General features: G+C 63.4%; 17 protein-coding genes. 4 read left to right on the forward strand and 13 right to left on the reverse strand.

The window, feature by feature from the left end; all coding sequences use genetic code 11:
• Nucleotides 1–5 precede the first annotated feature (5 nt).
• Nucleotides 6–1,919 (reverse strand): glycoside hydrolase family 2 protein, encoded by a 1,914-nt coding sequence (locus P0M04_RS06110; RefSeq protein WP_259448061.1) that lies wholly within the window; start codon nt 1,917–1,919, stop codon nt 6–8.
• 176 nt (nt 1,920–2,095) lie between these two features.
• Between P0M04_RS06110 and P0M04_RS06115 the strand changes: the two genes are divergently transcribed.
• The 4 genes from P0M04_RS06115 (at nt 2,096) to P0M04_RS06130 (ending at nt 7,824) form a co-directional block, all read left to right on the forward strand.
• Nucleotides 2,096–3,370, forward strand: a complete 1,275-nt coding sequence (locus P0M04_RS06115) for a putative Na+/H+ antiporter (protein WP_259448062.1) — start codon at nt 2,096–2,098, stop codon at nt 3,368–3,370.
• A gap of 22 nt (nt 3,371–3,392) precedes the next feature.
• The gene (locus P0M04_RS06120; RefSeq protein ID WP_259448063.1) at nt 3,393–4,868 is read left to right on the forward strand and encodes an alanine/glycine:cation symporter family protein; all 1,476 of its coding nucleotides are present in this window, start codon (nt 3,393–3,395) and stop codon (nt 4,866–4,868) included.
• Nucleotides 4,869–4,966: 98 nt separating this feature from the next.
• Complete coding sequence (locus P0M04_RS06125) at nt 4,967–6,568, forward strand: PAS domain-containing sensor histidine kinase (protein ID WP_259448064.1); 1,602 nt, start codon at nt 4,967–4,969, stop codon at nt 6,566–6,568.
• 122 nt (nt 6,569–6,690) lie between these two features.
• Nucleotides 6,691–7,824 (forward strand): right-handed parallel beta-helix repeat-containing protein, encoded by a 1,134-nt coding sequence (locus P0M04_RS06130; RefSeq protein WP_259448065.1) that lies wholly within the window; start codon nt 6,691–6,693, stop codon nt 7,822–7,824.
• Here P0M04_RS06130 and P0M04_RS06135 read toward each other — a convergent pair.
• The 12 genes from P0M04_RS06135 to tssK form a co-directional block, all read right to left on the reverse strand.
• Nucleotides 7,821–9,269, reverse strand: a complete 1,449-nt coding sequence (locus P0M04_RS06135; RefSeq protein WP_259448066.1) for an FAD-binding oxidoreductase — start codon at nt 9,267–9,269, stop codon at nt 7,821–7,823. The two genes, P0M04_RS06130 and P0M04_RS06135, sit on opposite strands and share 4 nt — an antisense overlap.
• A 13-nt stretch (nt 9,270–9,282) precedes the next feature.
• A complete protein-coding gene (locus P0M04_RS06140; RefSeq protein WP_259448067.1) occupies nt 9,283–9,816 on the reverse strand; it encodes a nuclear transport factor 2 family protein in 534 nt (177 codons plus the stop codon).
• A gap of 24 nt (nt 9,817–9,840) precedes the next feature.
• A complete protein-coding gene (locus tag P0M04_RS06145) occupies nt 9,841–10,452 on the reverse strand; it encodes a cysteine hydrolase family protein (RefSeq protein WP_259448068.1) in 612 nt (203 codons plus the stop codon).
• Between the two features lie 228 nt (nt 10,453–10,680).
• Nucleotides 10,681–10,968 (reverse strand): hypothetical protein, encoded by a 288-nt coding sequence (locus P0M04_RS06150; protein ID WP_259448069.1) that lies wholly within the window; start codon nt 10,966–10,968, stop codon nt 10,681–10,683.
• 132 nt (nt 10,969–11,100) lie between these two features.
• Nucleotides 11,101–11,385, reverse strand: a complete 285-nt coding sequence (locus P0M04_RS06155; protein ID WP_259448070.1) for a hypothetical protein — start codon at nt 11,383–11,385, stop codon at nt 11,101–11,103.
• Between the two features lie 588 nt (nt 11,386–11,973).
• The gene (locus P0M04_RS06160; RefSeq protein WP_259448071.1) at nt 11,974–12,375 is read right to left on the reverse strand and encodes a hypothetical protein; all 402 of its coding nucleotides are present in this window, start codon (nt 12,373–12,375) and stop codon (nt 11,974–11,976) included.
• A gap of 93 nt (nt 12,376–12,468) precedes the next feature.
• Entirely contained in the window at nt 12,469–12,810 is a 342-nt protein-coding gene (locus P0M04_RS06165; protein ID WP_259448072.1) for a hypothetical protein, read from the reverse strand.
• 1,665 nt (nt 12,811–14,475) lie between these two features.
• Nucleotides 14,476–14,730, reverse strand: a complete 255-nt coding sequence (locus tag P0M04_RS06170; protein ID WP_259448073.1) for a hypothetical protein — start codon at nt 14,728–14,730, stop codon at nt 14,476–14,478.
• A 115-nt stretch (nt 14,731–14,845) separates the two neighbouring features.
• Entirely contained in the window at nt 14,846–15,457 is a 612-nt protein-coding gene (gene tagF / locus P0M04_RS06175; protein ID WP_259448074.1) for a type VI secretion system-associated protein TagF, read from the reverse strand.
• Nucleotides 15,454–18,978 carry a type VI secretion system membrane subunit TssM gene (gene tssM / locus P0M04_RS06180; protein ID WP_259448075.1) on the reverse strand — a complete coding sequence of 1,175 codons (3,525 nt, stop codon included), beginning with the start codon at nt 18,976–18,978 and terminating at the stop codon, nt 15,454–15,456. Before tssM ends, tagF begins: the two co-directional genes overlap by 4 nt.
• Nucleotides 18,979–18,997: 19 nt before the next feature.
• The gene (locus P0M04_RS06185) at nt 18,998–20,305 is read right to left on the reverse strand and encodes a DotU family type VI secretion system protein (RefSeq protein ID WP_259448076.1); all 1,308 of its coding nucleotides are present in this window, start codon (nt 20,303–20,305) and stop codon (nt 18,998–19,000) included.
• Nucleotides 20,306–20,317: 12 nt separating this feature from the next.
• Nucleotides 20,318–21,649 carry a type VI secretion system baseplate subunit TssK gene (gene tssK / locus P0M04_RS06190; protein ID WP_259448077.1) on the reverse strand — a complete coding sequence of 444 codons (1,332 nt, stop codon included), beginning with the start codon at nt 21,647–21,649 and terminating at the stop codon, nt 20,318–20,320.
• Between the last annotated feature and the right edge of the window lie 31 nt (nt 21,650–21,680).

Here is a 21,680-nt window from a genome sequence, read left to right on the forward strand (position 1 = left end):
GGCCGTCAGCGTGTGGCCGGCGTGTCGTAGCGCCGCTGCACGTCGTCGTAGAACTGCTTCATGGTCCAGAACGCGAGCTTCTTCTTGCCGGCGTCCGTGACCAGGCCCTTGCGGTTCCAGAAGTCCTGGTAGTACGGGTGCTGGCGGCGCGGCGAGCGAAAGTCGACGAGCACCCACGGCGTCATCCCGCGCAGGCCCGGGATCGCGGACAGCATCTTGAACTGGTTGCGATACAAGGTGTCCTGGTATTCCTCGCTCCAGCGCGTGTCGGCGTCGGCGTGGTAACCGCCCAGCGCCTCGGCGCCGAATTCCGTCACCACGACCGGCTTGTTGTAGCGGACGTCGAAGCGGTAATTCAGCATCTCCGCGTTGCTGGCCCAGTACCAGCCGGCGTATTCGTTGAAGCTGGCGAGGTCGAGGTAGTCCGCGAGAGGGTCCTCCACCGTGATGTCGCTGCCCTTGCGGTGGATTTCCAGCGCGGCCGCCACGAGGCGCGTATCGTCCAGCGACCGCGCGGTCCTGGCGAGATTGCTCATAAAGGTGTTGCGCGGGCCGCCGATCGGCGTCTCGTTCCCCACCGACCAGACGACGACGCTGGCGCGGTTCTTGTCGCGCGTGACGAGGTCCGTCAGCTGCGCGTTCGCGTTGGCGTAGGTGTCGGGATTCGTCCACGAGATCGTCCAGTACACGGGCACTTCCGCCCACACCATCAGGCCCATCTCGTCGGCCAGGCGGATCATCTCTTCGCTGTGCGGGTAGTGCGCGAGCCGCACGTAGTTGCAGTTCATCTCCTTGGCCCACTGCAGCAGCATGCGCATGTCGCCCGCACCGCGCGGACGGCCCGGGATCAGCGGGTTCTCTTCATGCATCGAGATCCCGCGCAGGAACACGGACTTGCCATTCAAGAGGATGTCCCGGCCGCGCGTCTCGATCGTGCGGAAGCCGATGCGGTCGACCACCTTGTCGCCGCCGCCACTGAGTTCCACCGTGTACAGCTTGGGCTGTTCGGGCGACCAGTACGTCAGTTTGTTGACGGGGAAGTTCAGCGCCGCGCGGCCGTTCGCATCCGTGCGCACGGTGGTCTTGATGCCCGCTTCGGGGATGCTGACGGTCACCTGCTGCGCCTTCGCTTCGCCCGCCATTTGAATGAAACCTTCGATGCGGCGGGCGTCGCCCTTCGCCAGCTGCACCTTGTAGTCGGCGATCCAGGTGGCGGGGAGCTCGGCCAGCAGCACGTCGCGCGTGATGCCGCCGTAGTTCCACCAGTCCGTGTTCACGGTCGGGATCTCGTCCTGGTGGCGCGTGTTGTCGGCCTTGACAACGACGACGTTGCGGCCTTTCGCCAGCTTGTCCGTCACGTCGAACTGGAACGGCGTGAAGCCGCCCTTGTGCATGCCGAGTTTTTTACCGTTCAGGTAGACGTGCGCCTCGTAGTTGACGGCGCCGAAGTACAGCGCGTAATGCTTGCCCGGCTTCGGATCGGCCTGGAACGTCTGGCGCAGCCACACAGTGCCCTCGTACAGCTGCAGCTTTTCCGCCTGCGAGTTCCAGTCGCCCGGCACCTTCATCGTGGGTGCGTGGTCGAAGTCGTACTCGACCCACTCCGTCTTGTCCTTCGGCTTGCGGTCGTCGTAGAAGCCGCCCTTGCCGCTGTCCGACTGGTCGAACGGCATGTGGCGGTAGTCGTAGTAGCCGTTCTCGTACGGATCGATGATGTAGCTCCAGCGGCCGTCCAGGCTTACGTGGCTGCGGGCGTAGATGTTCTGGGTCGGCGCCATCAGGCTGCTGGCGTGGGACGCTTTCGATGGCTGGCCGGCCAGCTGGACATCCACAGGGTCGGCGGCATGCGCGGTGCACGCCACCAGTGTCAATACAGCGAAATGCAGCACGGCCGTCAGCCGGGCAAACGGGTATGTCATGGCGTCTCCTGATTGTTATTCAGGGAATGGTAGCGCTGTCACAGTACCGGTGCAATCTTTACAATGGAGCGTACGCCGCCCGTACGTTATACTCGTGCGATAAGGGGTGTTCGCGCCATGTCGGCGCGGCAGGTGATAGCGCTGGTCGGGCCGCCACGCGGTCTTGTTACGACCCCATGCTTACACCCACGACCCTGCAAATCATCGGTGCCGCGCTGTTCGGCGTGGCCGTCCTCCACACCTTCTCCGTCAAGTATTTCGAGCGCCTCGCGCACACGCACCCGCGCCATGCCGGCATCTGGCACCTGCTCGGCGAAGTGGAAGTCGTGTTCGGGTTCTGGGCGATGGTGCTCATGCTGTTCATGTTCGGCAGCGCCGGCCGCCATGAGTCCGTGGCCTATCTCGAGTCGCGCAATTTTACGGAGCCGATGTTCGTGTTCGCGATCATGGTCGTCGCGGGGAGCCGGCCGATCCTGGCCTTCGCCCACCTGCTCGTGCGCACCGGCGCGCGCCTGCTGCCGCTGCCGCGGACGATGGCCCTGTGCTTCGTCGTGCTGTCGCTCGTGCCGCTGCTGGGCGCCTTCATCACCGAACCGGCCGCGATGACCCTGGCCGCGCTGCTGCTGCGCGACAGCGTGTTCGCCCGCAATACGGGAGCACACGACACGGCCCCGCGCCTGAAGTACGCCATCCTCGGCGTCCTGTTCGTCAACGTCTCCATCGGCGGCACCCTGACGCCGTTCGCCGCGCCGCCCGTGCTGATGGTCGCGTCCACGTGGGGCTGGGACCTCGGCTTCATGCTTGCCACCTTCGGCTGGAAATCCGCGCTGGCCGTGGCGGCCAACACGATCCTGCTGCTCGTCGTGTTCCGGCGCCAGTTCGTCGCGCTGGGCGACACCCCGGATACCGCGGCCGATCCCGTGCCGCTGCCGGTCATCGCGATGCACCTGCTGTTCCTCGTGCTGATCGTCGTCTTCGCCCATCATCCGCAAGTCTTCATGGGCATCTTCCTGTTCTTCCTCGGCTTCACGGCCGCCTACCAGCGCTACCAGGACAACCTGATCCTGCGCGAGGCGCTGCTCGTCGCCTTCTTCCTGGCCGGCCTCGTCGTGCTGGGCGGCCTGCAGGCCTGGTGGCTTGCGCCGCTGTTGACGAGCATGAGCGCCGACGCCGTGTTCTTCGGGACCACCGCGCTCACGGCCATCACCGACAATGCCGCCCTCACCTACCTCGGCGCCCAGGTGCCCGGCCTCAGCCTCGCGTACAAGACCGCCCTCGTCGGCGGCGCGGTCGCGGGCGGTGGCCTGACCCTGATCGCCAATGCGCCCAATCCGGCCGGCGCCGCGATTTTGCGAGACAGCTTTCCCGACCGTGCGATCAGTCCCCTCGGGCTGCTCGCCGCCGCAACACCGCCCACGCTGATCGCGGTGGCGGCCCTGCACTTCCTCTGATCCCCTACTGGAGACGCAAGCAATGAACGACCTGGTGAACGCCATCAACGGCATCGTGTGGAGCCCGGCCCTGATCGCCCTGTGCCTGGGCGCCGGCCTGTATTTTTCGGTGCGCTCGCGCTTCCTGCAGCTGCGCCATCTACGCGAGATGGTGCGCCTCATGATGGAAGGGAAAAGCTCGGCCGAAGGCGTGTCGTCGTTCCAGGCGCTGGCCATGACGCTGGCCGGCCGCGTCGGCACCGGCAACATCGCGGGCGTCGCCACGGCCATCACGTTCGGCGGTCCGGGTGCCGTATTCTGGATGTGGGCCGTGGCCTTCCTGGGCGCCAGCTCGGCGTTCGTCGAGTCCACGCTCGGCCAGGTCTACAAGGAGCAGATCCACCGCGAGTTCCGCGGCGGCCCCGCGTTCTACATCGAGAAGGGCCTGGGCATGAAGTGGTATGCCTGGATCTTCGCCGTCGTCACCATCTTCGCCACCGGCGTGCTGCTGCCGGGCGTGCAGGCGAATTCGATCGCGGAAGGCCTGCGCAACGCCACCGGCATCGACGCCAACGTCACCGCCGCGCTGCTCGCCATCGCGCTCGGCTTCATCATCTTCGGCGGCGTCAAGCGCATCGCCCACTTCGCCGAAATCGTCGTGCCGTTCATGGCCCTCGCGTACATCATCGTCGCCTGCGTCATCATCTTCCTGAACTGGCAGGCGCTGCCGGGCGTGCTCACGTTGATCTTCAGCTCGGCCTTCGGCCTGGACGCCGGCTTCGGCGCCATCGTCGGCATGGCGATCCAATGGGGCGTCAAGCGCGGCGTGTATTCGAACGAAGCGGGCCAGGGCACCGGACCGCACGCGTCGTCCGCCGCGGAAGTCAGCCATCCGGCCAAGCAGGGCCTCGTGCAAGGCTTCTCGGTCTACATCGACACGCTGTTCGTGTGCTCGGCGACGGCCTTCATGCTGCTGATCACCGGCCAGTACAACGTCGAAGGGCCGGACGGCACCGCGATCCACACGGGCGTCCACGGCGTCGCCTCGGGCCCGGGCTACGTGCAGACCGCGCTGGAAAACGTCATGCCGGGCTTCGGCTCGCTGTTCGTCGCGCTCGCCCTGCTGTTCTTCGCCTTCACGACGATCGTTGCCTATTACTACATCGCCGAAACCAACATCGCCTATATCAACCGCACGGTGCACCGTCCGTGGATGACGCTCGTGCTCAAGGTCTGCATGATCGGCGCGACCGTGTACGGCTCGGTGAAGACGGCCGACGTGGCCTGGGCGCTGGGCGACCTGGGCGTCGGCCTGATGGCCTGGCTGAACATCGCCGCGATCCTGCTGCTGCGTAACGTCGCCTTCAAATGCCTGCGCGACTACGAAGCGCAGCGCGCGGCCGGCAAGGAGCCCGAGTTCGATCCCGCCGCGCTGGGCATCGAGCGTGCCGATTACTGGGTCAAACGGGCCGCCGGCCGGCGCCAGCAAGACGCCGACGCGGTCACGGCCGAGGTGTGAACAGATCGTCATCGATTTGACGGACGAGTGTGGCTATTTGTCCCATTGCGTCGAAACCATTTGTAATTACGGGGAGGAACCTGCAAGAATAAATTACCATGTCGAAACTAAATTTCTCCGAGAGCAAATCCGAAGCGCCGGCACTCGACGCGCTGGCGCAAGGATTACGTCGTCTCGCCGCAACCGCCAGTGTGGAGACGCTGCGGCAGGAAACGGTGGCCATTGCGGTGTCGCTGTGCGGCGCCGAGCGTGGATACTGGGTGGCCGCGGGCGAGACCGCCTGTATCGGAGACACGACGAGTTTCGCCGTCGGCGACGGCATGGTCGTGCTGGAACATGCGCAGACGAGCGACGCCGCCCTGCTCGACATCCTTGCCACGTCGGCGTCAATCGCGCTGATGAATACGGCCCTGCGGGAACAGTCGGCGGGGCTGGCATTCGAACAAACGCTGCTGCACACCCTCGTCGACAACATCCCATTCCGGATCTACGCCAAGGACCGCGACAGCCGCTTCCTGTTCGGGAATAACCGCATGGCCCGGCTGGCCGGCGTCGAGACGCCCCCGCAACTGATCGGCAAGACCGACTACGATTTCTTCCCGGCCGAGCTGGCGGCCAAATACTTCGCCGACGAAAAGCAGGTCATGGACTCGGGCCGGTCGCTGTTCGATTACGAGGAACTGGTCGAGGACCAGGACACAGGCGAATTGGGCTGGACCGTCACGACCAAGGTGCTGCTGCGCGGCGAAGACGGCGCGGTGAACGGCATCGTCGGCATCGGCTACGACGTCACGCAGCGCAAGCTCATGGAAGAGCACCTGCGCGAGCGCACCCAGGCGCTGGAAGTGGCCAATGCCCGGCTGGAGGCCGAAAAGGAACACCAGCAAATCCTGATCCGCAAGCTGAGCGACATGCAGGGCCAGTTGCTGCAGTCCGAAAAGATGGCGTCGATCGGCCTGCTGGCCGCCGGTGTCGCCCACGAGATCAACAATCCGCTCGCGTTCATCAGTTCGAACTTCGGCGCGCTCGAACGCGACGCAAAAGATATCCTGAAGCTCATCAGCGCATTCGAAGGCGTCGAAGGCTTATTGCCGGGCGATGCCCGCGCACCGGTCGCCTTCATGAAGCAGGACATCGGCCTGGACGATATCCGCCAGGACCTCGACGCCCTGTTCGTCGAATCCCGGGAAGGTCTGCAGCGTGTCAAACACATCGTGCAGAACCTGAAGGATTTTTCCCGGCCCGGCGGCACGGAAAAGGAAATGGCCGACCTCGAACAGGGATTGAACAGCACCCTGAACGTGGCCTGGAACGAAATCAAGTACAAGGCGGACGTCGTCAAGGAATATGCCGGCGTCCCCGGGCTGTATTGCCTGCCTTCGCAGATCAACCAGGTGTTCCTGAACCTGCTCATCAATGCGGCGCATGCGATCGAGGGCAAGGGCACCATCGTGGTCCGCACCGGCTACGACGACAAGGTCGTCTGGGTCGAGATCGAGGACAACGGCAGCGGGATCGCGCCCGCGCATCTCGATCATATTTTCGAACCCTTCTTTACCACCAAGCCCGTTGGCAAAGGGACCGGGCTTGGTCTGTCGATCGTGTACGGGATCGTGCAGGGGCATCAGGGCACGATCGACGTAAAAAGCGAACTCGGCAAGGGGACCGTGTTCAGGGTGGCATTGCCACGGACGGCATGACGGCCGCCCTCCTTTCTTGAAGGATTGATACGCCGCAGAAATTTTTCGCTTAAAAAAGTGAACTTAGGAAGTTTCCCTGGCTCAAAGCTACTCATTCACTCGCTTGAGCCAAGCCACTCCTGATGAAAAAATCTGCTACTTTCGCTTCGAACATCCGTGCAAACGTTCTCCTGTCCTGCGGCGCCGTCGTGCTGCTCGCAGCGGCCCCGATGGCTTCCGCCGTCGCCAAAGACTTGTATGTCTCCACGACCGGTTCCGACTCGAACCCGGGCACGCAAGCCGCGCCGGTGAAGACGATCGCGCGTGCCGATGCTCTCGCAAGCGCCGGTACCATCATCCACGTCGCCGCAGGCACGTACCGGGTCTCCGCGCCCTCGCTGGATAACGCCGGCATCAAAACGAGCAAGAGCGGTACCGCAACCGCCCGCATCAAATTCGTCTCGGACGTGAAATGGGGCGCGAAAATCATCGTGTCGGGCACCGGCATCACGTGGGACTCGCGCGGCAGCTATGTCGATATCGATGGTTTCGACATCTCCGGATCGGGCCGTCACGGCATCCTGGCCGCCGGCGCAAACCTCACGATGACCAACAACTTCGTCCATGACCTGACCATCAGCGGCGGTTGCAACGGCAGCGGCGGCGCCGCCATCGATACCTACGGCCCGGTCGGCGGTGTCGTCATCGACCGCAACGTGGTGCGCAACATCGGTGCCTCGATGATCGGCCGATGCAACACGGTGCAAGGCATCTACATCGCGAACGCGAACAATGTCGTCACCAACAACCTCGTCTCGGGTGTTGCCATGGCCGGCATCCAGCAGTGGCACGGCGCGACCGCGTCGACGATCGTCAACAACACGGTCTTCCACACCAAGGACGGTATCCTGTTGGGCCAGGGCGATGCCGGCACGACCACGGGTTCAGCCAACAACTACGTTGCCAACAATGTCGTGTATGACAACACGACCTACGGCATCGTCGAACTGGGCAAGATGGCCGGTAACAACCGCTATGTGAACAACCTGGTGGCAAAAAGCGGCACCAGCATGCGCGTGGCGGGCAGCGTCAGCGGCACCATTTCGTCGGACCCGCTGTTCGTGGCCTACCAGGCCAACGGCACCGGCAACTATCGCCTGTCGAGCAGCTCGCCGGCGATCGACCGCGGTACGTCGACCTCGGCACCGCGCGTCGACCTGATGCTGGTGGCCCGCCCCCGCGGCGCGGCGATCGATATCGGCGCCTACGAGTTCTAAGCCGGCAGGTCGGGCGCCCAGCTGCGCCGCAACGCGCCCTGTGCGTCCGCGCCCCACAGCACCTTGCCGGGGTTGAGGATGTCCTGCGGATCGAATACCCGCTTGATGGCCCGCATCAGTTCCACCGCGGGCAGCCCGGCTTCCTGCACCAGGAAATCCATCTTGTGCATGCCGATGCCGTGCTCGCCCGAGCACGTGCCATCGAGGCGGATCGCACGGGCCACCAGCCGGGCGTTGAGCAATTCCGCGCGTTCGCGTTGCTCCGGCTGGTGCGGATCGATCAGGTAGCCGAAATGGAAATTGCCGTCGCCGACATGCCCGACCAGGTAGTACGGCATACCCATCTCGTCCGCTTCGCGCACCGACTCGAGCAGGCATTCCGCCAGGCGGCTGATCGGCACGCAGGTGTCGGTGCTGATCGCGCGGCAGCCGGGGATCGAGGCGATGGCCGCGAAATAGGCGTGATGGCGCGCTGTCCAGAGACGCGACCGCGCTTCGGCGTCGGTCGCCCAGGCGAACGCCGCGCCGCCGTGTTCCGCAGTCAAGGCCTCGACCGATTCCGCCTGTTCGCGCACGGAGGCCGGTGTGCCGTGGAATTCCATCAGCAGCATCGGTCCTTCGCGCAGATCCAGCTTGCTGTACCGGTTCACCATCCGCACGGCATGCGCGTCGAGCAGTTCCATGCGCGCGATCGGGATGCCGGATTGGACCACGTCGATCGCGGCACCGACAGCTTCGGCGATACCCGGGAACGAACACACGGCCGCCGACTGCGCTTCCGGCAGCGGGTGCAGGCGCACGACGATCTCGGTGAACACGCCGAGCGTGCCTTCGCTGCCCACCATCAGCCGGGTCAGGTCGTAGCCCGCACTGCTCTTGCGCGCACGCGTCCCGGTATGCACGATCTCGCCGGCGGCCGTGACGACCTGCAGCGCGAGCACGTTCTCGCGCATCGTGCCGTAGCGCACGGCATTGGTGCCGCTGGCACGCGTGGCGCACATGCCGCCGATCGACGCATCCGCGCCCGGATCCACGGGGAAGAACAATCCGGTGCCCTTGAGCGCCTGGTTCAGCTGCATCCTCGTCACACCCGGCTGCACCGTCGCCGTCATGTCTGCCGTGTCGATGGCAAGCACACGGTTCATGCGGCTCACGTCCAGGCTGATGCCGCCCCGTACCGCCAGCAGATGACCTTCCAGCGACGACCCCGCGCCGAACGGGATCACGGGGACCGCGTGCTTGTTGGCCAGGGCGAGCAGCGCCTGGACATCTTCGACGTCCTCGGCGAACACCACGGCGTCCGGAGGATTCACGTCCACGAACGCGGACTCGTCGCGGCCGTGCTGGTCGCGGACCGCGGCGGCGGTCGAGAAACGGGCGCCGAAGCGGGCTTGCAGTTCGGCCAGCAAGGGGGCCGGCAGGCCCTGGGCCGTGCGGTCGTTCATTCCATGACTCCTTTTACTTGGCGGGCGCGTCGACGTGCTCGTAACTGAAAATGCGCGAGATCCGCCACTGCTTTCCTTGCAAGAGCATCAAGTGCGTAAAGTTCGCGTGGCCCGCAAGCGTCTCCGGCGCACCCGCCGGCCGTGCATAGAACTTATGCTCGCCGGTCACCATGGCGCCATACAGCGTCTCGCCATGGCGCATCGGGAAGAAGCGGATCGTTCCCGGTATGGCTTCACGGCGCAATTTGACCGGCGCGCTCTTCATGCCGTCGTTTACCGCGGACAGCGCCTTCTTGCCGATCAGCTTGCCGCCACGATCGTGATAAAACTCGACGTCCTGTGCGAGCCAGGCATTCATGGCGTCCGGGTCGGCGCGATTGTAGGCTTCCCAATACGCCTTGTCCGCGGCGCGTGCGCCGGCATCCCAGGCGCTGTCGGCTGCCGGCTGGGCCATGGCGGTGGTGGACGCCATGGCGAGCATGGCGATGGATGTGGATACTAAACCGCGTGCAAACATCAATTCTCCAATATTGATCCGGGGACGCATGCCGACTGCTCCAGCCGTTCCGAATTATATTGCGTGCCTTCGCCAACGGCTAACGCCGAGTACCGGAAATGGCGGGCGGCCTAGCGGCTGGGCGCCTGGAAATCCACGTCGGCCGTCTTCACGATTCCCGCGCTGCGGCCGGGGCCAGTGTGGTAGCTCCAGTACAGGTTCGTGTGCGCTGGCGGGTTCCGGTGCGCCCCATTCGGTCTTGTCGCCTGTCGTGTGGGCATCGCTGACGAGGATGACGTCGTACCCGCGCGTAAAGGCGCCATGGATCGTCGAGCGGATGCAGGCATCGGTCTCGGCACCTGCCACGAACAATCTGCCCACCCGCAGCCCCGCCAGGTGCTCGGCCAGTACGGTATCTTCGAAGGCGTCGCCGTAGGCCTTGTCGATCCGTGCATCGTCCGGCGCGGGATGAAGCTCGGGCACCAGCTCCCAGCCCTCCGTGCCGCGCACCAGGCCGTCGTCCGCATGTTGAACCCAGATCACCGGAACGCCCGCGGCGCGCGCCTTGGCGACCAGCTGGTTGATGTTCGCGACGACCGCATCGCGGGCGTGCGCCTGGGCGACCACGTCCCGCTGCACGTCGACGATGAGCAGGGCGGTGTTTGGGCGGTTCTCGAATGTCGTCATAAAGGCCTCGTTGAAAGTGTGCTGTCTTTGCCCGGCGGTGCGAGGCTCTTTCGTTCTCTGTCGATGAGCGTTATTTCAAGAGCCGAGGTTCAAGCGGACAACCTGGACGAAGTCCGTTTCTGGCCGGGCCTGCCTGTCATCAGCATAGCAGTTTGCAAAAGTGAACACGCACAAGGGCGTAACAGATAGCGGTAGCCGATCCAAGGCGGACCTTGGGCAGCAATGCTGTTAGCGGCTGGGCTTACCGAACACGCGCGTATGCCAGTACATCTGTGGTGCGGCAAACCAGCCTTCGTTCCTGGTCGTTCGGAACTGAGCAAGTTGAGCCATCGGTATTTGATAGCGGCTGAACAAAGCTAACAGGTCTCTGAGGGACGGCTGCGACAGGTTCGTTCTCACCACCAAGGTATCTTGTTCCCACCGAAGAACGCCAGGAATCTCCAGCGCCCATTCAAACAGATGCTTCTCGTCTAGCTGCGACCCAAAATGCACGCCTGAACAGTCGAGATAAATCATTGGTTTCCTTGCTCTTCTACGTCTTCTCCTAGCCCGTTGCTGCCGCTCAGTGTATGACTGCTGTCGACCCAATACACACGTTGGCTGCCGTCCCAAGTAAGCTCTAACGAACGTGGCTTGGTCACACAATTCCTACTGAAGTTCGGCGTACAAACGCCGCAGTATCGCGTCGCCTGCATCTGAATTCGCGAGCAGATAACTACCGCTCCAGTTATCCCAACCGGCGGAAATCTCAAGCTCGGCACGTAAGAACGACGGGCATACTCCTTCATCGAGTCCGGCGACGATGCCGCCATGTCTAGCAAACCCGAGTTCGTTTTCGAGTTTAGCGCATGCCTGCTGGTATGCCACGGAATCGTAATCGCCGAAATCGAGATTCAGGTGCCCGTTAGCGGCAATGTGCAAGGATGGGTTCATAGCGATGCGGTTATGGCTGAGTTCACAAACTGATCCATGCTCCACGTAGGTCCGCTGTTGGCCGAATGCGGGCCTACAACGACGTCCGCTTCCGACCCATTGCAGACGTTCGAGCTATGACTTCAACGTCTTAGCGATCCGGCGCGTCAGGTATCCGGCGAAAAATGCTATCGCTCCAAGTCCAAACGCCATTGTTAGTACGACTGGCACGAGAACAATTGCCGATAAGCGTTCAGACGCTGTCCCTACAACTAAACCTAAGCCAGTCCAGCAACACAAGGCCAGCGTCAAGCCTGCAAAGAATCGGGTTGCGTCTGCTTGGAAGCATCCTGCAACGAAAGCGATAAGGACTGAAAAAAAGGCGGCCGGCAGCCCAAAGCCAGACGTTGCAGCCATAACAACTGCGTAGATTCCAAACGCGGCCGCGCCAGCTATAAGCGACCAACTTTGAATTTTCATTTTTATGCGCAGAGTAGGTCTATCAACAATGTTTAAACGGTCGGCCCATGTCCGCTCTTGGCCGAACTCGGCCGTTCATTGTACGGCAGTAGCCGACCCGTAGGGGACGGTCGTGACGAGGGCTGATAGTTAGATGCGTGCGTTCTGTAAGCGAGCAAACAACTCACCTAACGTCAGTTTTTCAGTCCAAATTTCGCCGAGCGCGATTCCGTGTTTAGCTTTGAGGTCATCGGTCAATGTCTCAATTTCCAACGCGTCCGCGACCCAACGGTTGGGGTACAAGTCGCGATAGATTTCCCAGATCCGATCGTCAGGGCTGAACTTTAATTTCTCACTGTCCCGAAAGGCAAAAGCGGCAACGAAGAGCAAGAGGAACTCTCTTATGTCCTCCTTAGTAGCTTGTGGAAATGCTCTACGCCACTGTGCACCCTGGCACTTTCGAAATTGATATCCCTTGGGAATGCTAGTTCCGAACCTTAGCCAGAGTATCGACAGCAGAATCAAAAGACCCACTACCGCAAGCATGCTCATTTCGCTCACCACCTTATTGTTTTCGCTACACCGCCAACGACCGCTCCTGGCCGATAGAAGAAGTCTCACAGCTATCGCAAAACCATGGTCAAATTATAAAAGAGAGAAAGTAATCCATAGATACCAGAGGAACGGCGCAATCAAAATCACATAGACACTGCGTCGGACAACTTTGGAAGCAGGAGCTTGTGTTCCAGTATTACGCCTTTCCAGATGAGCCGACCACAGAGCGCTAGAACCACTCACGAGCAACGCAAGTACATAGGTCACAAAAAGCACACCAATCATCAGGAATGCATCTGACCCTCCCATTTGCCCTTTATGCTCCTTCGCATAGGCAATGACAGAAAAGATCCACGCGATGCCCAGCAGTAGCGGCACAATGCCGACGACCATGAGAGCGTTCGCGATGCGTAGTTGGCTTTGTAGTGTCATATCAACAGTCTACGGCATCCGAGACAGTAAAAATGCACGGATGGTCACAAGCTATTTTTCGCTGAACAAAATCACCGCAAGTCTGCTCTTTCCCCTTCGCGGCCGCTTCGTGTAAGGCAGATTCCGACCCATAGCGGACGTAGCTAAAGCTGGCTAAGCGAACTCGGCCGCCATTCGAAGCGCGCTAAAAGCGATGTACTCGTTCGTGTATTCGGGGCCTTCCGCCTCTGGTCCCGCAAGCCAACAGTCAAACTCGTCGTCGCATCTTTCGACAGCTTCCTTCAATGAGCGCCTCTCGTCTTGCGAGCAGTTGTCGATGAGGCATTCCCGTGCCCGGTCATCAGCGATTCCGTATTTTTCAGCGAGAGCAATCAGGTGATGTAGTTGAAGCGGAACGTTTGAAGGTCGAAGGTTCATGACGGTACCTAGATATGGCAGCGATTCGAACGACCGCTATTGGCCGATCTAGGCCGTTGGACCCAGCATACCAGCTTGCTTGGTTGCAAAGTTCACGGACTGTTACGACAGGCAGCAGCTACATGGAGTGGACTTCGTAGTCCAAGTTAAATACAACGTTCAAAGACCCAAAGGGCAGTCTCGCCAAAATTTTCTTGAGCCGGCAGTTTCACCCGCACCTCCACACTCATGAATTGGGTGGAAACCCTTGTCGTCTCCGGTTGCGCTGCCGTTTCGATGCGGTGTGAAGGTCACAGTGTTACCGTCAGAGATCAAGGAAACTAGTGACGTCTGCTTCTGAAATGTCGCTTCGCTTTTGACGACCGTAGCCGCCAATCTCGAGGCAGCTAATTCCTTCCAATTTAGAGGATGGGCGACGCCATTATGCGATCTCTCCAGTGCTTGACTGATAGCCCTACTTAGTTCCACAGCTGATATTGGCGCATGTAACACGATGTAGGGCTCAACCGTAATCCCGATACCAGACGTTGTCGTGCTGACCGGACAGACTATGTACCGCGATGGGAGCCTGTAGATAGACGCTTTTCTGACCGGGATAGTGGCCCCGAAAACGGAAAGTATGGGCTGACGAGACGGCTAACCAGTTTCATGATAAGGCTCGCAACAGGATAAGTGGACGATCGCTTTTGGCCAGTTGCAGACTGTCGGGACAGCATAGCACCTTGCTACATCGAAAAATCTCGTGAAGTGTCACGAACGTCTGCAACCACCTCGAAGCAAACCTTCGCCTTCGTCCAATCTCAACAGCCATGTCGACGTGCGAAAACAAGGAACTCTACTTGCTCTGGATCTGAAAGCCACCTAGCTGTAATCTCTGCACCTGGGTCTTCAGCGTTAATTAAGTCTGCCTCGGGTTGCCATGTTTTATCGTCGGGATTTCCAAAGCCAACCGTACATCCTGACTTGATAAGCGAACCTGAAACTCGCCCGATCGCCAAGGGAAGCTCATCCTTTGCGTATGTCGGCCCACCGAAGCTACTTGTAGTGATATGGCAAAGGAACACAAGGTCGCGCTCCGCTTCGCAAATCAACGACCTGATCCATTCTTGCTCAAGCTGGTCTGTATAAGTCATAAATGGCGTTCGCCAATGACATCTTCGAGAAATTCACATCAGGGCAATGTCTACTCCTGGCCGGCTGTTGCCGTCCAGTGTACGACAGAGACCGACCCGAAGCGGACACAGGAGTTTAGTGATCGTATTTCGCCAAGAAGTCGTTAATCTCTTGGTCTGCAGCTGCCCAGTTGGGACCACGCGCCTCATACATGCTGACAAGACCAAGCAGCTCTATCAAGTTTTCGGCCTGAAAGCGCAAGCCGTCTTTCTCGGCGTACCAACCGTCGTTTCCGGGTGCGGTTACGGTGTAAGTCTTTTGGGTAAGAACGAGGTAGGCCGGGACTTCCACATTCGCAGCCGCGCAGAGGAAAGTTTGGACTTGATCCATACAAATACTCCAATGAGTCCGAGGTCGGGTTGTCCTGAGGGTCGCCTACGTCTGCTTCTGGCCGATTGCGGCCCTTGGCACGCACCATCTAAGACGTATTTTGCTTCGATCCGCACTAACGCGCATCCAGCATCGCCGTAAACCGCTGCGCCCCCGGCAGCCCGGCACACATGAGCATCGACGGCGCAACCCCAGGCGCCCCGTCGGTCCACCACAAACTGTGCCCCCGCAACGCCACCGCGGCGACGCGTTCGCCGACGTCCTGGTCCAGCGCAAACCGCCACGCCCCGCCGACGGGCGCGGCCTGTGCGGCATCGATCAACGCCGGCTCCGGCATCCCATCGAACTGCGCCAGCCTGAACGCGGAATCCAGCGATGCCCGCGCCAGATCCTCGATCGCGTCATACCAGGCCGCATGCTTGTGAAACCAGTCCAGCAACGGCGGCGCGCCGACGGCCCCGATCATCAACGGGAAGTAGCGCCCGACGCGATCCACGCTGGGCATCATCACGCCGCCCAGTCCTTCCGGTCCGAGAATTCCGGGCGCAATCGCAAACCGCCACACCGGACTGGTGAGATAGTGATTCAACCACTGCTCCCCCAACTGCTGCCGGCTCGCATGAATGCACTGCTGCAGCCACGCATCCCAGGCCGCTACCAGCCCATCGGGCAGCCCGCGCGACACGAAGTCGCCCAGGGTGGAGACCTTGCCGAAGTACCCGGTCACAGCTTGTCCACGCAGCGGAACTGTTCCAGCACGGCGCGGCGGAACGGGTTGACGACGCTGCTCGCGGTCAGCTCCAGCGCGGCCTTGCGGCCGTCCGCGTCGAACGTCACGTTGTAGCGCTCGCCCTGCGCCGTGGGCGCCACGGTCGCCTTGTCGAGCATGCGGAACCACGCCCACGGGCCTTCCGTGTGTAAGGAGCCGTGCGCACTCGCGGGCGTCATGTCCAGCTTGACCTGCCCGCTGCCCTTCCCGCTCGGCAGCTGGAACGACGCCGGCGTCAGCGCGCCCGGCGCGGCGGTCAACGCCTGCCCGTCGATGTCGAGCACGAATTTGGTAATCGAAGGATCGAGCGACACCGGCTTCAGGTCGAAGCGCATCGATGCCTGGCGGCCGCCGTTCGCGAAGAACGCATCGCGGATTTTTGCAGCGCGCTGGAATTCGTCCAGCGTGGATTGCGGGATGCCCAGCGTGCCGTCGTTCGCGGTCGCGCGCCAGCGCCATTGGGCGCCGCCCATGTCGACGTACTGCGCGAGGTTCTTCGCGAAGAAGTCGTCGATCAGGCCACCCGGCGCGAACATGCGGCCGAAGTCGTCGGCGGTGACGTCCTGCGCGGCGGATTTCACGATCGGGTAGCGGCCCGCGACGGCCTGGCGGCAGAACTGCGCCGGGCCCGCGGTCCACAAGGCGTTCAGGCGTTCGCGTTCGCTGCCGGACGTGAGCCCTGCGCCGCCGTTGTCGATCGACTTCAGCATCGTACCCAACGGGGCCGGTTTGCCGTCCGCTTCCAGTTTGACTTTCGCGAGCGCGTCGCCCGGTGGCGGCGGCGCGCCCGTGCGCTTGGCGGCGGCGGCGCTGTCCAGGTAGACCGCGACGTCCTTCAGCATGCCCAGCGACTGGTCCAGCGGCGACGGCGTCCCCGCCGTCATCTTGTGCAGGTCTTCGAAGTGGGCGTCGACCGGATTCGCGGCCTTGACGGGTGCGGCCGGTGCGGCATCGTCCGTGCTCGCCATCGCGTTTTCCAGCTTCTTCTTGTACGCGTCCAGCTTGCCCTTGACGGCAGCCGTGACGGATGCCGCAAGCGGCGCCTTGGTCCCGCCGAGCGTCGTCTCCTTGCTGGCCGCGACGAGAAATTTACGCATCGGCGAGTCCGCGCCGGACAGCAGATTGGTGATGCGCGCGCCCTGCTCCAGCGTGCCGAACGGACGCAGGCTCACGTCGGCCAGCAGCGCATCCCATTGCGCGATGTAGTCGTCGTAGTACAGGCGCAGCACGGCCTGGCGGACCTGGTCGCGATTGCCGGCCTGCGTCGCTTCCTGCTGCGCCAGCACCCAGCGTTCCTTCTCGACGTCGTCGACGGCTTCGTTGCTCATCTCGAGGAACTTCGCATAGCCGGCGGGCGAGAACATGCCGTTCACGCCGCGCGTGATCGGCTCTCCGCTCTTGCGCACGAAGACGTTCGCGGCTTCGCGTCCGCCCGCGCTGGCGGGGCTGAACTCCGGCAGCTTCTCGCGCATCAGCTGGCGTTTCAGGCGGTTGTAGACGCGCTGTTCGAGCGGCATGCGCGCGAGCGTGAGACGCGTGTCGCTGATCAGTTGCGGATCGAGTCGCGGCATCGCCTGGCCACTGCGGAAGTTTTCCATCAGCGCCAGCTCGTGCGCGGCCAGTGCCCCTTTCTGGTCGTCGCTGGCATCCTTCAGGTTGCGCGCATCGTCCAGCGCGGCCCAGGCGGCGACGGATTCGGCGTCGAAGTGGCTCGCGTCGCCCAGCATCAAGTAGACGCGCAGGACTTCGTACAGGTACTCGGGGCTGTTGGCCGCGCTTCTGCGCAGCTGGTCTTCCATGCGCTGCTGCAGGCGCGGCAGCAGCGTGTCCTGCAGCACCTTGCGGTAGGCGATGCGCGCGGCTTCGCCCAGCTTGTCGCCCTGGTACAGGCCGAAGCGGTTCAAGAGCGGCGCGCCCTTGTCGCGGTCGTCGTAGCCGCCCGGCAGCGTGCGCAGCGCGTCCAGCACGGGCAGCAGCTGCACCGTCGATCCCTGCGCGGGCAACGCGGCCACCTGCTTCGCGATGTCCGCCGATTTCGCTTCCATGTCCGCGACGTACGCGCGGTTGCGCACATAGCTCGTGATCATGCCGGCACCCAGCAGCACGAACGCGATGCCGATGGCAGCAACGGTACCCCACTGGATCATGCGCCGGCGCTTCTCCAGCGCGTGGTTCACGCCGGCCAGCTCGGCCTCGGGGAAGATCACCTGCTGCAGCAGATGCGTGATGAAGTAGCTGCGGCCGCTGGCGGCGTTCGGCGCCAGCGCCTGGCGCTCCAGGCCGAACGACGCGGCCATCGCGCTCATCACACGGTCCAGCGGGCTGCCTTCCTGCGTGCCGCTGCTGAAGTAGACGCCGCGCAGCAGCGCCTGGCGTTCGTAGCGGTTCGATGCGAATACGTCGTCCAGGAAGCGTTTCAACACGTCCTCGATGCCCGCGAACTGCTGCGGGAAGCTGTAGACGAGCGCGCGCTTGTGCGGGTCGCGCTCCTGCTGCATGCGCGCGAGCACGCGTTCCTGCAGGCGCTTTTCCAGTTGTTCGAATTCGGCCGGGAACGCGGCCAGCGCGGCGTCGCCATCCATCCCGTCCTGCAGCGGGAACGTCATGCCCCACACCTGCGCGCGCTCTTCGCGGCCCAGCGCATCGAAGAATTCGACGAAGCCGCCCAGCAGGTCGCACTTCGTCACGAGCACGTAGACCGGGAAGCGCACGCCGAGTTGATCATGCAATTCCTTGAGGCGGTCGCGGATCGCCTGGGCCTGCGCTTGCCGGCCCGCTTCCGTGTCCTGCAGGAGATCGCTCACCGGGATGGTGACGATCACGCCGTTGATGGGACGGCGACGGCGGTATTTTTTCAGCAGTTGCAGGAAGCCCGTCCATGCGGCCTTGTCGGCGCGGGCGTTGCTGTCCTGCGTCGTGTAGCGGCCGGCCGTATCGAGCAGCACGGCGTCGTCCGTGAACCACCAGTCGCAGTTGCGCGTGCCGCCCACGCCGCCGATCGCACCTTTGCCCAGCGCGTCGGCGAGCGGGAATTTCAGGCCGGACTGCGTCAGCGCCGTCGTCTTGCCGCTGCCCGGCGCGCCGATGAACATATACCACGGCAGCTGGTACAGGCCGCCCTTGCCGCCGGTCTTCGCCTTCTTCAGGATCGCGATCGCGTCCTGCATGCGTTTGTTCAGCTGCGCGACTTCGGCGGCGCCCTCCTCGGGCGCGGGCGCCGGCTGGGAGTCCTCGCCGGCCACGCTCTTCATCAGTTCGCGATTGGCACGCCATGCCTTGAACCAGCGCCAGCCCAGCCAGCCGGCCCACAGCGCGAAGACGATGAGGATGAAGGTCCAGCGCACCGTCTCCGATGCGAACGGATAGTGGCCGTCGTAGGACACCAGCGGTAACTCGAACCAGATGACCAGCGCGAGCAGCAGCGCGCCCAGGAAGGCCAGCACGGCGGGCTTGATCAGCCAGGTGAAGAACTTTTTCATTGCGAATTCCGTATCGGGATCAAGGTGCCGTCGCAGGCGTCAGCAGGACGATCTCCACGCGGCGGTTGCGCGAGCGGCCGGCCGGCGTGTCGTTCGACGCGAGCGGTTCCGAGTCGCCGCGGCCTTCCACGCTGTAGCGCGCTTCGGGGCCGGCGCGTTCGGCCAGCAGGTCGCGCACGGCGGTGGCGCGGGCCTTCGAGAGTTCGTAGTTGGACGGGAAGTGCGCCGACAGGCCGGGCTTCGTGTTGTCCGTATGGCCTACCACGATCACCTTGCCGGGCACGGTCTTCAGCGCGTCGCCGATGCGGCCCAGCAGGCCGAGATAGGCACCGGAGACGTCGCCGCTGCCCGATGCGAACACGCCGTCGCCGCGCAGCGTGACGACGGAGCGGTCGGCGCTGTCGACGACGGTGACGAGGCCCTGCGCGATCTCGGGCGCGAGGAAGCCGGCCAGGCGCGGCACGACCGGCGCCGGCGATGCGGGTGTCGCAGCCGCAGGCGGTGCAGTCTTCAGCGACAGCAGGTTCGCGAACACGGGATCGGACGCATTGCCCAGCCGGTGGCCGAGGAAGAGCTGCAGCAGGATCAGGATGACGGCGGCGCCGGCGGCCATGATCCACACGGGGACCATGCGCCACAGCGGTTCGCCCTTGCCCGTGGCGCCCTTCCAGTGCGGCGACAGCTCGGTTTCAACGGGTGTCTTCTGCTGCGCGATCAGCTGCTGCAGGCGTTCGCGCAGCGCGTCCAGCTGGCTGCGGCCGTTGTCGATGACGCGGTAGCGCCCTTCGAGGCCGAGCGCGAGGCACAGATACATCAGCTCCAGCGCGTCGACGTTTTCCTTGGGCGCCTGCGACAGCTTTTGCAGGATCAGGAAGAACTTCTCGCCGCCGAATGCCTCGTTGTGGAACGCGACGAGCAGGCTGCGGCTGGCCCAGACGCCGCCGCCGCCCCACGGCGTCGACGAGATGGTCTCGTCCAGCAGGGTGCACAGGGAATAACGCGCGGCCGCGATCTGGTCGTGGTTCACATGCGCGGCCTTCGCGGCCGTCTCGAACGTCTTGATCGCTTGAATCAGCTGCATGCGCAGCGCCTCGACGTCCGGATGCGACGCCATGCGGCGCAGCGGCGGCACGAGATCGAGCAGCGGATTCGCGGCGCGCACGAGCGGATTCAGGCCCACGCCGTGCAGCTGCGCCGGCACGCCGGAAGGTTGAGGACGCGGCGGCTCGGAAGCCGGCGGTTGGCTGGGCGCCGTGCGGCGCCCGCCGGGTGCGGGCACCAGCACGGTGCGGTCGGGGTCCTGCATGGGGTTCGTGGGTTCGCTCAAGCGATCCTCCAGTTACTTGCGGATGGCCCAGAACTCCATCTGCAGGCCCGGGTACTCGTTCGGGATGTGCATCGCGAAGCCGACGGAATTCTGCAGCTGGGCCCAGTGCTCGCCCGCCTTGTCGAGTTCAAAATAGGTGTAGCCGGCGTGGAACGGCAGCTGGCGCGGCGCCACGGGCAGCGCGCGCAGGGCGATGCCCGGCAGCTGCAGGTTGACCAGGTCGCGGATCTTTTCGATCGACCCGATCTTGACCATGGCAGGGAAGCCGCTGCGCACGGCTTCCGGCGGCATGTGCGCGTTCACCGCCAGCACGAACGTCGCGGTGCGCAGCAATTCCTTGTCCGGCACGACGGCCACGCGGATGCCGAACTGGCGCTCTTCCAGCGTGAGCGCGACGGCGCGCGGGTCGACGACGAGCGACAGCGCCGCACGCACGTCCTCGATCAGCGGCGCGAAGCTTTCATTGAGCTTGTCGTGGCGGTACACGGGATACGTGGCGGCGCGCTTGTCCGGGCGGCTGAACGTCGACAGTTCGCCGGCCAGTTGCGCCAGTTCCGCATACAGCCGCTCCGGATGCAGGCCCGTCATGCCGGCCAGGTGGCCGAACAGCGGCAGGCTGCGGTTCAAGAGCTGCAGCATCAGGAAGTCCGCGATCTCGGCGGCACCGGCGACACCGGGCTGGCTCAATCGACCCGCCAGCGCCTGCGCACGCTGGTTCAGCAGGCCGACCAGTTCATCGGCAAAGGCCGACAGGCGCGGCGCGACGCGGAAGTCCAGGCACGGCGGGCAATACGCCGGATCGAGCACGACACGGTTGTCCGGCCGCCGCTCGATCACGCGCGCGATGCCCAGGGTCGTGTAGGCGTTGACGACGTCCTTTTCCAGCGCGACGCGCAGGCGCAGGCTGCCCACCTGCATCAGCGCGCTGTTGTCGAGGCCATTGCTGTCCATCGCCTCGTAGTCGACGGGGCGATGGCGCGCGAAGTTGTCGGGGCCGGGGTCGTCGCCCGTTTCCGCGATGCCCATGCGGCGCAGCGGCAGCGCCAGCACGATCAGCGCATCGCGCGCATCCTCCGGGATGTCGAGCGGCTCGGGCAGCGCGTCGTCCTGCGGCAGGTTCAAGGTCGTGCCGTCCGGGAGCACGGCGCTCGCCGCCAGCAGCGCGAGCTTGCCCTGGGCAAGCAGTTGTTCGTCGATGACCAGCCTGGTGAAACCCCACGCGTAGGCGCGCACGCCCGCGACGCGGTGTTCGATCACGCTGTGCAGGTAGCGGTCGTGCTGTTGCAGGTGCTGGGGCTGCAGCAGCATGCCCTCCGACCAGATGACTTTACTATTCCAGGACATTCGTTGGCAGTGGTTGGAGTATCGGTTGATG

Origin of the sequence: Telluria mixta, from assembly GCF_029223865.1 — a bacterium.
Taxonomy (GTDB): Bacteria; Pseudomonadota; Gammaproteobacteria; order Burkholderiales; family Burkholderiaceae_D; genus Telluria; species Telluria mixta.

Excerpts from the sequence above, each read along its gene's own strand:
- P0M04_RS06155 (WP_259448070.1), bottom strand. The coding sequence starts at position 11,385 with ATGAACCCATCCTTGCACATTGCCGCTAACGGGCACCTGAATCTCGAT.
- P0M04_RS06135 (WP_259448066.1), bottom strand. The coding sequence starts at position 9,269 with ATGAACGACCGCACGGCCCAGGGCCTGCCGGCCCCCTTGCTGGCCGAA.
- P0M04_RS06120 (WP_259448063.1), top strand. The coding sequence starts at position 3,393 with ATGAACGACCTGGTGAACGCCATCAACGGCATCGTGTGGAGCCCGGCC.
- P0M04_RS06125 (WP_259448064.1), top strand. The coding sequence starts at position 4,967 with ATGTCGAAACTAAATTTCTCCGAGAGCAAATCCGAAGCGCCGGCACTC.
- P0M04_RS06150 (WP_259448069.1), bottom strand. The coding sequence starts at position 10,968 with ATGATTTATCTCGACTGTTCAGGCGTGCATTTTGGGTCGCAGCTAGAC.
- P0M04_RS06115 (WP_259448062.1), top strand. The coding sequence starts at position 2,096 with ATGCTTACACCCACGACCCTGCAAATCATCGGTGCCGCGCTGTTCGGC.
- tssK (WP_259448077.1), bottom strand. The coding sequence starts at position 21,649 with ATGTCCTGGAATAGTAAAGTCATCTGGTCGGAGGGCATGCTGCTGCAG.
- P0M04_RS06110 (WP_259448061.1), bottom strand. The coding sequence starts at position 1,919 with ATGACATACCCGTTTGCCCGGCTGACGGCCGTGCTGCATTTCGCTGTA.
- P0M04_RS06160 (WP_259448071.1), bottom strand. The coding sequence starts at position 12,375 with ATGAGCATGCTTGCGGTAGTGGGTCTTTTGATTCTGCTGTCGATACTC.
- P0M04_RS06170 (WP_259448073.1), bottom strand. The coding sequence starts at position 14,730 with ATGGATCAAGTCCAAACTTTCCTCTGCGCGGCTGCGAATGTGGAAGTC.
- P0M04_RS06130 (WP_259448065.1), top strand. The coding sequence starts at position 6,691 with ATGAAAAAATCTGCTACTTTCGCTTCGAACATCCGTGCAAACGTTCTC.
- P0M04_RS06140 (WP_259448067.1), bottom strand. The coding sequence starts at position 9,816 with ATGCGTCCCCGGATCAATATTGGAGAATTGATGTTTGCACGCGGTTTA.
- tssM (WP_259448075.1), bottom strand. The coding sequence starts at position 18,978 with ATGAAAAAGTTCTTCACCTGGCTGATCAAGCCCGCCGTGCTGGCCTTC.
- P0M04_RS06165 (WP_259448072.1), bottom strand. The coding sequence starts at position 12,810 with ATGACACTACAAAGCCAACTACGCATCGCGAACGCTCTCATGGTCGTC.
- P0M04_RS06145 (WP_259448068.1), bottom strand. The coding sequence starts at position 10,452 with ATGACGACATTCGAGAACCGCCCAAACACCGCCCTGCTCATCGTCGAC.